This is a genomic window from Niabella aquatica, from assembly GCF_054779315.1.
Genome location: NZ_BAAGYM010000013.1, coordinates 109,889 through 124,690 on the forward strand (window position 1 = coordinate 109,889; position 14,802 = coordinate 124,690).

Here is a 14,802-nt window from a genome sequence, read left to right on the forward strand (position 1 = left end):
CCTAAAAATCTTACCTGTTGCCCTATTGCTGTTATCGCATTGTCAAATCCCAGGAATTAACGGCGGTTTCATTCATTATTACTTTTCCTGAATCAAGCCTGTTTCCCTGGAAAACCGACCCGGCAAGCAGTGGTATCTCGTAGAGTTTTATAAAGCGCTCATCAGAACTAAGGAACTGCATGGGTAGCGCTTTTGCAGTGTCGGCACCCTGGCGATAGATATAGGATTGCCCGGCATTATTTCCATCAGGTACTTCATAAGACAGGGATACCTCCTGAATTGATGGTATCGTTTTAAACTGGTCTCTTATGGTGATCATTTTATCAACGCCGGCCTCTGTCCAGTCACGTGGTACCTGCGCGGATAACACATATTCTTTATTATAACCCAGGTTCCTGCTTAGGAAAAAATTGATCTGTTTTGAAATAATGATAGCGCCGGCAAGAGCAGTGGTTGCGGTAACAAACTGGAAAGTAATAAGCCCTTTGCGTAACAAAACATTGTCTTTTACAGATGTGATTTTGCCTTTAAGCGATTCAACAGACCTCAGGGAAGACAGTACAAAAGCGGGGTAGAGGCCGGCGCCCAGGCCCAGTACCAGAATAAACAAAACCGGGAACAGGATATAATAGACCGGGAATGCTGTAAGCAGTGGGATTTCCTTGCCGAGTATGCTGCTGAAAATATTTCTCGTTAATGCATAAACGATAAAGGATATAATAGTGGCGAACAAAACAATGATGACAGATTCCAGCAGGAATTGTATTGCCAGCTGCTTTTTCATGCCTCCTAAGACCTTCCTGATACCGATCTCTTTCATCCTGGAGGCAGAGCGGCTTACGGACATATTTATGAAATTGATTACAGCCATTGCGAGTATAAACAGGGCAATGGCAGACAGGGCATAGATCATTTTTCTTACAAGCCCGTTATTTTGATCGAGGTAATAGGTTTTTAAAGGTAGGAGGTAAGGGGTCAGATCTGCCTGGAACTTTGATGGTGCATCTCTTTTCATGATCTGGGTAATAGGCTTTTCAAGGTCTTTAGTAGTTACACCATCCTGTAATTCAATATAACTGGCAATGGAAGGGTTTTGCCAATCCATGGTCCTGCCAAAAAAATCCAGGTTAGCATCGGAAATAAAAAAGCTGTTAGGGCTATCTTCTATAAGGTTTGTAATGGAGTTTTTCGGATACGTATCTAAAACGCCGGTTATTTTAAAATCATGTTTTTCTCCGGAGAAGTTTTCAATAGAAATATTTTCCCCGATCACATCTGTTTTGCCGAAATACTTTTTGGCGTCGCTTTGAGTGATCACAACCGTAAACGGATCCCGCAGCGCGGTAGCTGCATTACCATGCAATAATGTAAAACCATACATATTCAAATAGGTGCTGTCACCCATTTGTAAATTTTCCCTGAAGCTTTTATCTCCTTTGTAAACGCTTGAAGTGATACCATCGTACCGGTAATAATTTTTTACGAGGTTAGGATATGTTTCTTTTAAGATTTTTGCCAGGGGGCCGAGCGTTACTATTTCACTACCCTCACCGGTGTTGGCCCATTTGCTTTGGACGATATATTGTTGATCAACATTTCGCAGGTCTTTATTTACGTGCAGCTCACTCCATATATAGGCCGCGATCAGCAATGTAAAAGCAATGCCGGCAGCGAGACCTATAATATTCAGGAATGTATGAAATTTGCTTTTCAGCATATTGCGCCAGGCTATTTTTATATAATTTTTAAGCATTGTATGAACAGTGATTGAATTGAATAAATGATTTTTATTTTATTGCTCAAGCGCTCTGGTTATTCAACATTACGCCGGTGGTTTTGGTATGAGGATTGCCTCGCAACAATGCCTGATACATACCCACTGATACACTACTTACATAGGCTGTTTTCTCATAGTGAATTTCATTAACTATTTTGTAAGTAGTAGAGGCATTTTTATGATACCTGTAGAAACTGTAATGCAAACTGATAAAAAGAGATAAAAGTGATGCACAAACTATAGCCGCAACTAACCCAATAATATTGAGTGAGGTATACAGCTTTCTCCTGACAATATTTCTCCATGCGGTTTTGAGATGACTTTTGATCATAGCGTTTATTTTAAAAGCGTATATTACCCATACCTCTTTAGTATTTCCTGAAGTTCGTTTTTGTCTGCTTTCTGATGAATCACCGCATCATTATTCCAAAAACAGGATATGATTTCATACAGAAACAATAGTTCCGGCCCTTCTTTCAGCAATTCTTCAAATTCTTTCAGCTCTTTCTCTGAAGCTTCGCCCGAAAGTTTTCTTGCCATTAATAACCATATTCTGTTTTCGCTCATGAATGTTTTATTATTCTGTTCTCAAACTCTTTACAGGATTTGTTATTGCCGCTTTTATACTTTGATAACTTACTGTTATTAATGCTATCCCTACCGTCAGCAATCCTGCAATTGCAAACATCCCCCAGTTAATATCGATCTTATAAGCATAGTCCTGCAGCCACATGCTCATTGCCCACCATGCCGCCGGAAATGCAATTAAAAAAGCAACTATAACTGGTTTTAAAAAACTTGCGGATAAGAGTTGTGCAATATTTGAAGAAGAAGCACCTAACACTTTTCGTACTCCTATTTCTTTGGTACGTTGTTCTGCACTAAAAGTTGCCAGGCCAAACAAACCGAGACAGGATATGAATATGGCCAAAAAAGCAAAAATGTTGGACAGTTTACTTATCACCGATTCGCTTACATATAATTTGGCATATTCAAGATCAGAAAACTGGTAAGTAAATGGAAATGCAGGGTTCAGTTCTGCGCATATTTGTTGCAGAGAAGCAATAGCCTCTTTTGTTTTACCGGCTCTGATACGCACAAAAACGGTTCCCCAGCTCCAGTTTTCATCCAGCCTTATAATTAAGGGTTCAATAGTTTCATGCAATGAACTGAAATGAAAATCTTTTATCACACCAATTATTTTACCTTCGCGGTTCTCCCAATTGATTATTTTGCCAATAGGATCTTTCAAATCCATCTTGTCAATAGCAGTTTCATTCACAAGGTACCCCGCAGCATCTGTTCCATACTCTTTTGAAAAGTCGTGCCCCGACTTCATTTGAAGATTCATTGTTTTTACGAAATCATAGCCTACAATACCGGCAGCAAATGGTACTGTTAGATTTGGATCTTTACCCGGCCAGCTAATACCTAAAAAATGATGAGATATGACTGTGGGCGAGTTACGCATTTTTGAAACATTTGCTATCGCGGGATCTGCGAGGGCTTTTTGCTTGAAGATTTTGTAGTTTTTTACGAGATCCCCTTCAATAGGAATATATATAAGGTTATCTCTGTCATAACCAAGGTTTTTTGTTTGAATATAATTGAGTTGCTTATATATAACGATCATCGCGATAATCAAAAATATACTCATCGCAAACTGAAAAACAACTAATGCTTTTCTGAAGAATGTCGTACTCCAGCTAAATTTTAAAGCTCCTTTTAAAACACGCACCGGTTTTAATGAAGAAAGAAATAATGCCGGGTAGCTGCCAGCAATAATGCCTGTAATTAACAATAAACCGAGAATAATTAGCCAGGATGCAGGTTGATTAAAAGGAAGGGATAATTGTTTATTGGTAAACTGGTTAAATACAGGTAAACTCAACAGAACAAATGCAATTGCAATAATGATTGAAATAAAGGTAAGTATAATTGCTTCGCCAACAAACTGTGCAATTAATGCAGACCGCATAGCGCCGATTACTTTTCTTATACCCACTTCTTTTGCCCGTTTTGCGGAACGTGCTGTTGCGAGGTTCATGAAATTGATGCAGGCGATCAGCAATATAAATACAGCAATAATGCTGAAGAGCCGAACGTATTCAATTCTTCCGCCATCGGGGTATCCGTTTTTAAAGTTTGAATGAAGGTATTTTTCTGCAAAGGGCTGTAATGCGAGTTCCGTAACAAAGCTTTTATCTTTTTGTTTGTAATTATAGATAAAGTCCCTGATCTTGGCCTGAACTTTTGCAGCGTCAGCATCAGGCTTCAGTTGTATAAAAGTCTGCGGACTTGTGTTGTTCCAGTTATGCACCCAGTTGTTTTGCTTAACAAAATCTACCCATGTTCTTAAAAAATCAAACTGTAATGATGACCTGGGCGGCGCATTATCAAATACAGCTGTTATTTTCAGTTCCTCCTTATTATCAAAGCGGATTATTTTATTGATTGCGTTGGAAGCATTATCAAAAAAATACTCAGCCATGTGTTTTGATATAGCAATAGTATTGGGTTCGTTCAATGCCGTAGTGATGCTGCCCTGCAATAAAGGATAGCTGAACATGTTAAAAAAATCTTCCCCGGCAAACGCACCATTCATTTTGGCCGTTTTTTTGCCTGCTTCAAATGTACTGCTGCTGCCGGGTGCTGCAACAGGCTCAAATCCGCTTGCATACCGGATCTCTGGGACCGTCTTTTTTAATTCATCGGCAAGCAGGCCTTGTGTAACATAACCTGCATCTGTTTTTCCATCAAAATGATTCCGCTCATACACCTGGTATAAGTATTCCCCATTTTTATGAAATGCATCTACCTTTTTTTCATCATTCACCCAAAGCATGATCAGTAAGCTGCATGCCAAACCAAGGGCCAGCCCCATAATATTGATAAAAGAAAAGACTTTGCTTCGGATGATATTCCGCCACGCTGTTTTTATATAATTTTGAAACATAAACCCCTCCTTGCTTCCCATGAGGAAAGAATTTTTTTTAATCAATTATAAAGTACAATGTTGTTCATAACATAATATTTGATGCCGCTATTAAGTCCTCCCTGCGGGGGATGGGCTATTCGCTCCGTAATGCTGTAACCGGGTTTGCCATCGCTGCTTTTATTGCCTGGAAGCTTATCGTTGCCAATGCAATAACAATGGCAGCAATTCCGCCCACAACAAACAACCACCAACTCACATGAATGCGATAAGCATAATCCTGCAACCATTGATGCATGTAATACGATGCAATGGGTGTGGCAATCACAAAGGCAATTGCAATGAGCAGGATAAATTCTTTTGAAAACAAATAAACAATATTGCCTGCGGTAGCCCCCAATACTTTACGAATACCCACTTCTTTAATGCGCTGTACAGCCATGAATGAGGCTAACCCATACAACCCAAGACAGCTAAGGAATATAGCGATGGCGGCAAAGATCTTATACAACTTTGACAACTGGTTTTCCTGTTTGTAAAAACTATCAATTTTATCATCCAAAAACCTGTATTCATAAACATAATCCGGAAAAGTTTGCTCCCATATTTTTTTAATGGATTGCATGGTAGAAGCCATGTTTATGGTTGCCAGTTTTATTGAAGCCTGACGGTACATGGTTGCATTAGTGGTAATAAGCAATGGTGCCAGACTCTGGCGTAAAGACCTGTCATGAAAATCTTTCAATACACCTACAACAGGACATTTTATCAGACCACCCATTATGCTTATTTCTTTGTTCAATATATCTTCCGGTTTTTTAAGCCCTAAACTTTTTACCATTGATTCATTTACCAAAAATTCTCTTGTCGGATCAGAGGGTTGCAAATTTTTGCCGGCTACCAGCTGTAATTTATATGTCGGCACATAATCATTGTCTGCGAATTTGGTAATAGCCTGGAAATCTGCATCCTTTATTGCATTATCAAATTTGAATGCGGTAAACATATTATTATCATCTTCAATCGGCGTGTTGGAGCTGAAGCTTACTGCCTGCACGCCGCTTACCTGCAATAACTGTTGCCTTAAATAACCCGTCAGCTTGCTGCCGGTACTATCCGGGCGAAAAGGAACATTTACAACGGCATCTTTGTTAAAGCCTAACGGTTGATTCATAAAATAATCCATCTGCTTTACAATGATGAGCGCCCCGATGATGAGCGCCTGGGCAATGATGAATTGAAACACCACCAATCCTCTTCTTAATGAAATTCCTTTTGTTGTATTTACGGCAAGTTTGCTTTTTAAAGCTGTAACCGGGTTGAAACGTGATAAAACAACAGAAGGATAAAAACCGGCGAGTGCGGTTACAACAATGGCAACACTAAACATAAATAAAATAACTGCGGGATTGGTTAGTGTGCTGAATGAAAGTGAAAGTTCTAAAATATTATTTACAGGAGGCAATGCAAGTATTGTAATAATTGCTGCAAGTATTACAGCAATTGTAACTATCAGAAATGTTTCAACGATAAACTGGATCTGCAATTGAGATTTATTACTTCCCAACACTTTTCTAACACCTACTTCTTTTGCACGGTTTACCGCTTGTGCAGTGGAGAGATTGATAAAGTTTACGCAGGCTATTAAAAGGATGAAGGAGGCAATTAACCACAACACATTAATTAATTCGTGACTGATTGTTTTGTTACTGTAATTACCAGCGGCCGCATCATAATGTACAGCGCTTATTGGTTGTAGAACATAACTATCCTTATTGCCGGCAGGTTGTACCTTTCGTGCATACGCGCTCAATTGCTGATTGAAATTGGCGGCAGACATGTTTGAGGGCAACATAACATAGCAACCAAAGTCAGGCGCCGTTCCATTCCCACCGGGTTGTTGAAATCCATGTTCTTTATCACCGGTAAAACTTGTTCCGTAAGCAACCACCAATTTTAGCTGAAAATCTGTATTTGCCGGTATAGTTGCAAGAATGCCTGAAACTTTCAGCGCTGTTGCCTGAAACTGAAACAATCCTGCACCCATGCTATAATATCCTGTTATTTTAATGGTTTTACCTATCGCTGTTTTCCAGTCGCCAAAATATTTTTCTGCAATCTCTTTTGTAAGCAATACATTGTTCGGATCTTTTAACGAGGAATAGGAACCTGCGAGCAGCGGGAAGTTAAACATGTTGAAGAATGAAGACGATGTATAAAACACACCGCTTTGCTCTTTAAAATTCTTTACAGGAGTTCCATTATCATCAAGCACCTGCAACTCGTCATTGTGGCTTGCATAAACAGGGACTACCTGTTCCAGTTGGGGAAACTCAGTTTTCAATCCGGTGGGCATTGGAAAAGGAGTATTTTTCGCATAAGTAATATTTCCAACATCTGCAGGATGAGATTCCGTCAACACACGATAGATGCGATCTTTCTTTGAGTGAAAATCATCAAAGCTCGTATGAAATTGTATGATCATAAAGATCATCATACAAACAGCAATGCCAACTGCTAAGCCTGCAATGTTTATAATGGCGTAAGTTTTGTATCTTTTTAAACTTCTGAATGCGGTTTTAAAATAATTTTTGAACATAAGCCACTCCTTACCTTCCGCCATACCGATAACTATCGGAATGGCGGAGCGGATTTTAGATTGATTATAATATAAAGTTGTTCATATTTAAAAGTTGTTCACATTTATAAACCTCTTATTAAGTCCTCCTTTCGGGGCCTTAGGATGCTATTCGCTCCGTAATGCTGCAACCGGGTTGGCAAGTGCTGCTTTTATTGATTGAAAACTAATTGTAAGCATTGCAATCAATATCACCAACAAGCCTGCTATCGCAAACAACCACCAATTAAGCGTAATGCGATATGGATAATGCTGCAGCCACTTGTTGGTTGCCATCCATGCAAGCGGTATTGATATAGCTAATGAAATAGAAACCAGCTTTAAAAAATCAGTTGACAGAATAGATACAATGCTGCTTACAGATGCGCCTAACACTTTACGTATCCCGATTTCTTTTGTTCTTTTTTCTGCTGATAAAACAGATAGGCCAAATAAACCTGTACAGGAAATAAAAATGGTCAGTATGGCGCTGAATAAAATAATTTGTTTCCACCGGGCTTCTGCCGCATAACTCAGTTTATTTTGTTCCTGTTTAAAATTGTAAATAAACGGGCTTAACGGAAATAAATCTTTAAATGTTTTTGCTATGTATTGCAAACTTGCGGATTCAGTGCCGGGCCTGATTTTTATATACATCATTCCATAACTGTTTGCAGGGTTCATGGTAAAAAGCTGCGGCTCTATTTTTTCGGTTAAAGGCTTATAGTGATAATTCTTTACCACGCCTATCACTGTATAATTATCGCCATCGAAGTTTGTTATTTGTTCGCCAGCAGGCTGCTTCCATCCGGCTTGATGTACAAATGCTTCATTCACTAAAACCGCATGTGTTGAATCGGATGGATAATCGGCAGAAAAATTCCTGCCTGCAATAACCGGCACTTTGATTAAAGGCAAATAAGAGACATCAATGGTTTCAACAGAAATATTTATATGCTTATCGCCACTTATTTTTACCGTGTTGCCATTATAACCATCGCTTCCCGGAGCAGCATCAATTATGTCAGGGTTCTTTATTAATTGTTGTTTAAATAAAAGAGCTTCACTTCGTGTTAATGGCGATTTATTAATGGCGATTAAATTACTGTCATCATAGCCTAAGCTTTGTTTGGTGAGATAGTTGAACTGTAAAAAAAAAGCCAGCGTGCCAATAATTAAAAATGATGCCAGGGTAAATTGAAATACAACTAATGATTTTTGTAAATAGTTTTTCCATGCAAAATTGAAATGGCTGTATAGTGTTTTTACAGGATTGTAATTGGATAGCACTACTGCCGGATAAAACCCGGCTAACAAACCTGTAATTATGAGAAGAATTATATAACCTGTAATAAGTTTTGCATTGAACAAATAAGAAAGTGAAAGGGCTTTGTTTGAAAGCTGGTTGAATACAGGAAGCACTGCTGTTACAATAGCAATGGCAAAGACAAAAGCAATAAGGCATAAGATGAACGACTCAGTTAAAAATTGTATCATCAGTTGTTTTCGTCTGCCGCCTATTACTTTTCGGATGCCGATTTCCTTTGCACGCCTTACAGACCTTGCAATTGTAAGGTTTACAAAATTTATACAGGCAATCAATAAAATAAAAACAGCAATAGCAGAAAGAATATGAGAGAATGTTGGATTGCTTTTATCAGAAAGCGCTTCATCCTCATCCGGCACCATGTTGCCGAGATGAATGGCCGTAAGCGGCTCGAGCGCGTAAGAAATACCTACATCTTTAATGCCAAATTTTGTTTTTATTTCATTAATAGCTTCGCTTGCATCAGCTTTGAAAACCTTATCCATTTTGTTTTCAACGGCTTTAACATTTGCATTTGGAGAAAGTACAACGAACGTGGTAAGAAAAGAATTAAACCAATTATTATTATTACTTTCATCGACTGCGGGAACTTTCAAAGGCAATACAACCGAAAATTTTATAGACGAATTTTGCGGACAATTTTTTGCAACACCTGTTACAATATATGGTTCAAACGTTCCTTTGTTTTTTATAGCAATTGTTTTGCCAACCACATCTGAATTGCCAAAATATTTCTTCGCCATATCTTCAGTAATCACTACCGAATTAGGCTGCGTTAATACAGTTTTCGCATTGCCGCCGCTCACTAAAGGAAAGCTAAATACTGAAAAGAAATTAGCATCAACAATGCTTATTGATTGTGATTGAATATCGCTGCCTGATTTAATATCGGCATAGCCAGGTTCAAATCGGACAAAATGTTGTATCTCAGGAATCTTCGCCGCAAAACGCGGTCCCGGAAAATATCCTGTATAACTGCCGAAATGAACGTTTCCATCTCCTTTTATTTGTTGCTTATCTATACGGTAAATCCGGTTAGCGGTTTTATGAAAACGGTCATAGCTTACTTCATCATTTACATACAACAGAATAAGCATAGCACAAGCCAGGCCAATACTCAAACCTGCAGCGTTAATTATGGAATAAATCTTGTTTCGTGCAAGATTTCTGAATGTGATTTTGAAATAGTTTTTAAACATGGTCTGAGCGATTATTGGGTTACCGGTTCCGGGTCTCCTCTTTCCAGATGCCAGGTATGAGATATTTTGTTACTATTTGCATATTTTACTTGTTGCACTACTCACTATTCATTATTCTGTTCTCAAACTCTTCATCGGCTTTGCAAGCGATGCTTTTGCAGATTGAAAACTGACGGTGATTAATGCGATCAGTATGACTGAAATTCCTGCTGCTAAAAATATCCACCAGTTTATTGCAATCCTGTATTGATAATTCTGTAACCAGTTATGCATGATCAGCCACGCAATGGGAAATGCGATCAAACAGGCTAATGCTACGAGCTGTATAAAATTTTTTGACAGCAATGCTATAATGCCTGTAACACTTGCACCCAATACTTTTCGTATGCCAATTTCTTTTGTTCTCTTTTCTGCAGTGTAAGCAGAAAGTCCAAATAAACCCAGGCAGGAGATTAAAATAGCTAGCGAAGCGAATATTTTAGATAGGGTACTGATCAGCGTTTCATTTTCGAACATTTGGTCAAACTGTTCATCCACAAAATGATAGGTAACAGGGTAGGACGGGTTATTTCTTTTTATAATTGATGAGATTGTTTGAACAGCATTTTCTATGTCAACATCTGTTTTTAAGCGGATATAGAGATTGGCTGCATCTGATATGTTGTTAAAGAAGAAAACGACCGGATCGGGTTTTGCATACATGTCACCATATATATAATCGTTAACTACACCTACTACCGTTAATTCATCAGCGCCTCCTTTCCAAAAAAGTTTTTTGCCCAAAGCGCTGTTATTGCCCATCATTTTTTCAAGTGAAGCAGTAATGATGACATTCATATTTTTAGATGGTATGCTATCAGTTGCCACAAAATCGCGACCTGATATTTTTTTTATACCGTAAGTGTTTAGGAAGCCAGGCGAAATACCCCGCATTGAAAGCAGGATTTTATCATTTGACGATTTTTCGCTCCAGATCAGGCTTCCTGTGTTATTTCCTGCATAAAGCGTATTATAGTTAGAAAAGCCTAAGTGGTCAATCAAACCGGTAGCCAGCAGGCTCTGTTGTATACCGGAGTAATTCTGCTTCATTTCATCATTCATATCTATTCTTACCAGGTTGTTTTTATTAAATCCCAGGTTGCGGCTTTTTACGTACCGTATTTGTTGAAAAATAATTGCAGTACTTATAATTAATATGATGGAAATGGTGAATTGTGTTATAACAAGGCCTTTTCTTAAATAAACTGCACTTCCGTTTTTTGATTTCCTCCCTTTTAAAACAATAACCGGGGAAAAAGAGGATAGGTAAAATGATGGATAGCTGCCGGCAATGACCCCGCAGATAAATATTATGATCAGTAATACGAATATATGCGAAGGGTTGTTGAAGCCCAGGGAGAGCGTTTTTTGAAAAACCCCGTTAAACACCGGTAACGCCAGCGCCATCAATGCAATCGCTAAAATAGCTGATAAAAAGGCCATAAAGATAGCTTCTCCAATGAACTGGGTTATTAATTTTAGTTTGCCTGCCCCTAAAACTTTTCTTACTCCCACTTCTTTAGCTCTTTTTTCGCTTCTTGCTGTAGATAAGTTCATGAAATTGATACAGGCAATAATGAGTATAATCCAGGCAATGACCGAAAACATTTGAACATACTCTATTTTCCCGCCTCCGGTTTGCCGGCCATTGTCAAAAGTGCCCCGTAAACGCCAGTCGTTCATACTCCACAAAATAGGCGTTACATTCGATTCGGGTTCTCTTGTACGAATACTATTACTAAAGGACTTACCAATGACTTTGGCTGATACTTCGGGGGCGAGTTCAATATAAGTGTCAACAGCATTATTACCCCAGCTATTTGCCCATGATTGATTTTTGATATACCAAACTTCAAAAGGCGCCACCCATTCAAATTGAAGCGACGAGTGGGCAGGGATGTTTTTGATAACCCCGGAAATAATGTAATCCTGGTCATTGTCCATGCGAACTGTTTTGCCGGTTATGTTCGTCTCTTTCCCAAAAAACTTTTTTGCGGCGGCTTCTGTAATCACCAGCGAGTGCAGTTTAGAAAAAGCATTTTTTGTGTTACCCTCTGAAAATGGAAGGGTAAACATATTGAATAAAGAAGGGTCAACAAAGCCCCCTGATGCATATAAAGATTTCCCGCCGATTGTGAATAGTTTCTTCACATTATAGTCTGCCATTCTGCAGGTATTAATAATACCTGGTATATCCTGCTGCAAAGCGGGAGCTAACGGAGTAGGGGTAGATCTGAAAGTACTTATATGGGCCTCGTATTTTTGATTGGTCATCACTTGATACAGGCGATCTTTTTTGGTATTGAACTGATCATAGTTTACTTCATCTTCAACCCAGAGGAATATGATTCCTGCGCAGGTGATACCAATAGCCAGTCCGAAAATATTCAGAAAGCTGTACCCTTTATTGTTCCAAAGGTTCCTGAAAATGGTTTTTATATAATTGTTGAACATAGACGGATTTGATATTTAATGTTTCGCTATCATCAATAAGCACTATTTGTTGTTTAAGCTCTTTACAGGGTTAGACATGGCTGCTTTAACCGCCTGCGTGCCAATAGTAATTAAAACAATCACAGCAATAATTAGCATAGTGCTGATCACTGTAAACCAGTCCAGGTGAATACGATAGGCAAATGTTTGTAACCATTGCTGGGCAGCCCACCAGCTCAGCGGCAGGGCTATTGCAGTAGCGATACCTATTAACGTTAAAAAATTTTTTGCCACTAAAAGGCTTATGTCTGCTATATCTGCTCCCAGCACTTTTCTGATACCTATTTCTTTGGTTCTTTCCTTTAGTAAAAACGCTGTTAAGGCAAACAGGCCTATTGCAGCAATAACAACGGCTATCAGTGTGAAAAAGGCCACGATCTTCTGCACCCTGATATATCCCGCATACAGCTTTTGAAAATTGTCATCCAAAAAAGAATACCGTAATGGAAAATCAGGTTCTACTTGCTTCCAGGTATTTTCTATAGCAGCTATTGTTCGGGGTACATTATTCCCGCTTAGCTTCACAAGCATGGCGCCGCCCCACATATAGCTGCAGGCTTTATTATTAATGGAGTAAGCTACAGGCCTTATTGCATTTGATAAATTCTGCACATTAAAATCTTTAATGATCCCTACAATTTGTGCCTGAACGGTATCACAAAAAGGAAAGCCTATAAATTTGCCAACCGGCGTCACTGTATTTAATAAGCGTGCAGCAGATTCGTTAAGTATAATGCTTCGTGTATTTTCATCGGCAATGCTGCCATTAAAATCCCGGCCTGCTTTAATGGTAGCTCCGATTGTCTTAAAATAATCATTACTTACCTTTACCGTAATCAGCCTTACATCCCGTCCTTCAAACCTGTATGCCTGTGCTGATGTATCAGCATATGCATCGCCAGGCACATTAGTGGTTTTAGATACATATTTAACTCCCGGGATGCTTAACAGTTTATTTCGGGTAAGGTCAAAGTTATTGTCTCCTGTATTTTGCGATATTGTTATGCGAACAACCTGCTCAGATGAAAAACCTTTATCTTTTGTTTGCATGAAATACATTTGTTTTTTAACAGCTACAATAGCAAATATGAAAAATCCAGAGAGGCAGAACTGGGTGATCAACAGTGCATTGCGTATACCCATTCCCTGTTTTCCCTGCGAATAATCACCCTTAAGTACTTTCACTGCATTGTAACGGGATAAAAATATAGCCGGATACAAACCAGATAAAAAAGTAACAATAACCATACAGATAAATACCTGTATGTAAATTTTTGAATTTTCCAGGTCAAAAAGATGCAGTTGAATATTAAACTCTTTTTTGAAAGGAGGTATGATGATGAGCAATAGCAGCACCGCTATGACAAAACTGATAAGGCTTAGTATGAATGCTTCAATTATAAACTGCCAGAAAAGGCGCTTGCGATTTGATCCGAGTACCCTTCTTACCCCGATTTCTTTGGCACGCCTGATGGAAGCCGCAACATAAAGATTGCTAAAGTTGATGGAGCCTGTAAGCAAGAGAAGCACAGCCAGTATCAAAAGCACCGCTACCGTTTTAAAGTTGCTGCTGCCGTTTTTGGGAAAATTATGCAGGTCTGTGAATCTTTCAGCAAAAAGAGTGGTTTTTACCTCCTGCTTTTCCCAGTTCTCAAAAGAGAGACTGTCTTTTTTTATACGCTCATTATAATAGATCCTGTTAATATCATTCTCCAAATGCGCTGTAATTTTCGGAGTATTCAGCTTTACATACGTTTCATAAGAAAAATTCTGCCAGTGATAATTGGATTTTTCAGCACCGGCTCGGAATAGTAGTTGCGGATGTAAAGTTGAGGGTTTGTCGGGATTTTTTAAAACGCCGGTAATTTGTACATCGTACGCGTTGTATAGCTTGATGGTCTTAGCTATGGGAGATTCATTGCCGAAAAGCTTCCGGCTCAGTTCTTCGCTTATTATAGCTGCATCCGGAGGGTTGAGTGCAGTATTCACGTCACCGTGTGACAATTGGAAAGGGAATACTTTAAAAAACAATGAATCCACACTAATGAGGCCATCCTGATATATCTTTTTATCATTTGAAGAAAGAAGCGCTTCATAACCTCCGTTGTTTTGTAAAGAAGTAGCAGCTTCTATATTGGGATATTTGTTTTTCAGCAGCTCCCCTAAAGGTGCTGGAGTGTTCCCTTCCCATTCAATGCCGTTTTGCCCCTGCAGTCCAAGTTTATACACCCTGCTTAGAGAGTTATCCCATTTGTCATAGCTTAACTCATAATTAAAATATAACAGCAGCAGTACAAAACTTGCGATACCCACAGCGAGCCCGAATATATTGATACTGCTGTATAATTTTGTTTTTAGCAAATTCCGCCAGGCTATTTTTAGATAATTCTTAAACATTGTCTGAAAAGTGATTGA

General features: G+C 38.8%; 8 protein-coding genes. All 8 read right to left on the bottom strand.

Annotated elements, in window-relative coordinates:
- Positions 1-31 precede the first annotated feature (31 nt).
- On the bottom strand, positions 32-1,717 hold the full coding sequence (locus tag ACYVBM_RS11565) for an ABC transporter permease (protein WP_460685817.1): 1,686 nt from the start codon (positions 1,715-1,717) through the stop codon (positions 32-34).
- Between the two features lie 82 nt (positions 1,718-1,799).
- A complete protein-coding gene (locus ACYVBM_RS11570) occupies positions 1,800-2,108 on the bottom strand; it encodes a hypothetical protein (protein WP_460685818.1) in 309 nt (102 codons plus the stop codon).
- Between the two features lie 23 nt (positions 2,109-2,131).
- A complete protein-coding gene (locus ACYVBM_RS11575) occupies positions 2,132-2,344 on the bottom strand; it encodes a hypothetical protein (protein WP_460685819.1) in 213 nt (70 codons plus the stop codon).
- Positions 2,345-2,354: 10 nt separating this feature from the next.
- Positions 2,355-4,754, bottom strand: coding sequence for an ABC transporter permease (locus tag ACYVBM_RS11580; protein ID WP_460685820.1), 2,400 nt, complete (start codon positions 4,752-4,754; stop codon positions 2,355-2,357).
- A 94-nt stretch (positions 4,755-4,848) separates the two neighbouring features.
- A complete protein-coding gene (locus ACYVBM_RS11585; RefSeq protein ID WP_460685821.1) occupies positions 4,849-7,335 on the bottom strand; it encodes an ABC transporter permease in 2,487 nt (828 codons plus the stop codon).
- A 123-nt stretch (positions 7,336-7,458) separates the two neighbouring features.
- Positions 7,459-9,855 (bottom strand): ABC transporter permease, encoded by a 2,397-nt coding sequence (locus ACYVBM_RS11590; protein WP_460685822.1) that lies wholly within the window; start codon positions 9,853-9,855, stop codon positions 7,459-7,461.
- Positions 9,856-9,966: 111 nt separating this feature from the next.
- Positions 9,967-12,348, bottom strand: coding sequence for an ABC transporter permease (locus tag ACYVBM_RS11595; RefSeq protein WP_460685823.1), 2,382 nt, complete (start codon positions 12,346-12,348; stop codon positions 9,967-9,969).
- Between the two features lie 42 nt (positions 12,349-12,390).
- A complete protein-coding gene (locus tag ACYVBM_RS11600) occupies positions 12,391-14,784 on the bottom strand; it encodes an ABC transporter permease (RefSeq protein ID WP_460685824.1) in 2,394 nt (797 codons plus the stop codon).
- Between the last annotated feature and the right edge of the window lie 18 nt (positions 14,785-14,802).

Coding starts and splice junctions, on each gene's coding strand:
- ACYVBM_RS11580 (WP_460685820.1), bottom strand. CDS start 4,754: ATGGGAAGCAAGGAGGGGTTTATGTTTCAAAATTATATAAAAACAGCG.
- ACYVBM_RS11585 (WP_460685821.1), bottom strand. CDS start 7,335: ATGGCGGAAGGTAAGGAGTGGCTTATGTTCAAAAATTATTTTAAAACC.
- ACYVBM_RS11595 (WP_460685823.1), bottom strand. CDS start 12,348: ATGTTCAACAATTATATAAAAACCATTTTCAGGAACCTTTGGAACAAT.
- ACYVBM_RS11570 (WP_460685818.1), bottom strand. CDS start 2,108: ATGATCAAAAGTCATCTCAAAACCGCATGGAGAAATATTGTCAGGAGA.
- ACYVBM_RS11590 (WP_460685822.1), bottom strand. CDS start 9,855: ATGTTTAAAAACTATTTCAAAATCACATTCAGAAATCTTGCACGAAAC.
- ACYVBM_RS11575 (WP_460685819.1), bottom strand. CDS start 2,344: ATGAGCGAAAACAGAATATGGTTATTAATGGCAAGAAAACTTTCGGGC.
- ACYVBM_RS11600 (WP_460685824.1), bottom strand. CDS start 14,784: ATGTTTAAGAATTATCTAAAAATAGCCTGGCGGAATTTGCTAAAAACA.
- ACYVBM_RS11565 (WP_460685817.1), bottom strand. CDS start 1,717: ATGCTGAAAAGCAAATTTCATACATTCCTGAATATTATAGGTCTCGCT.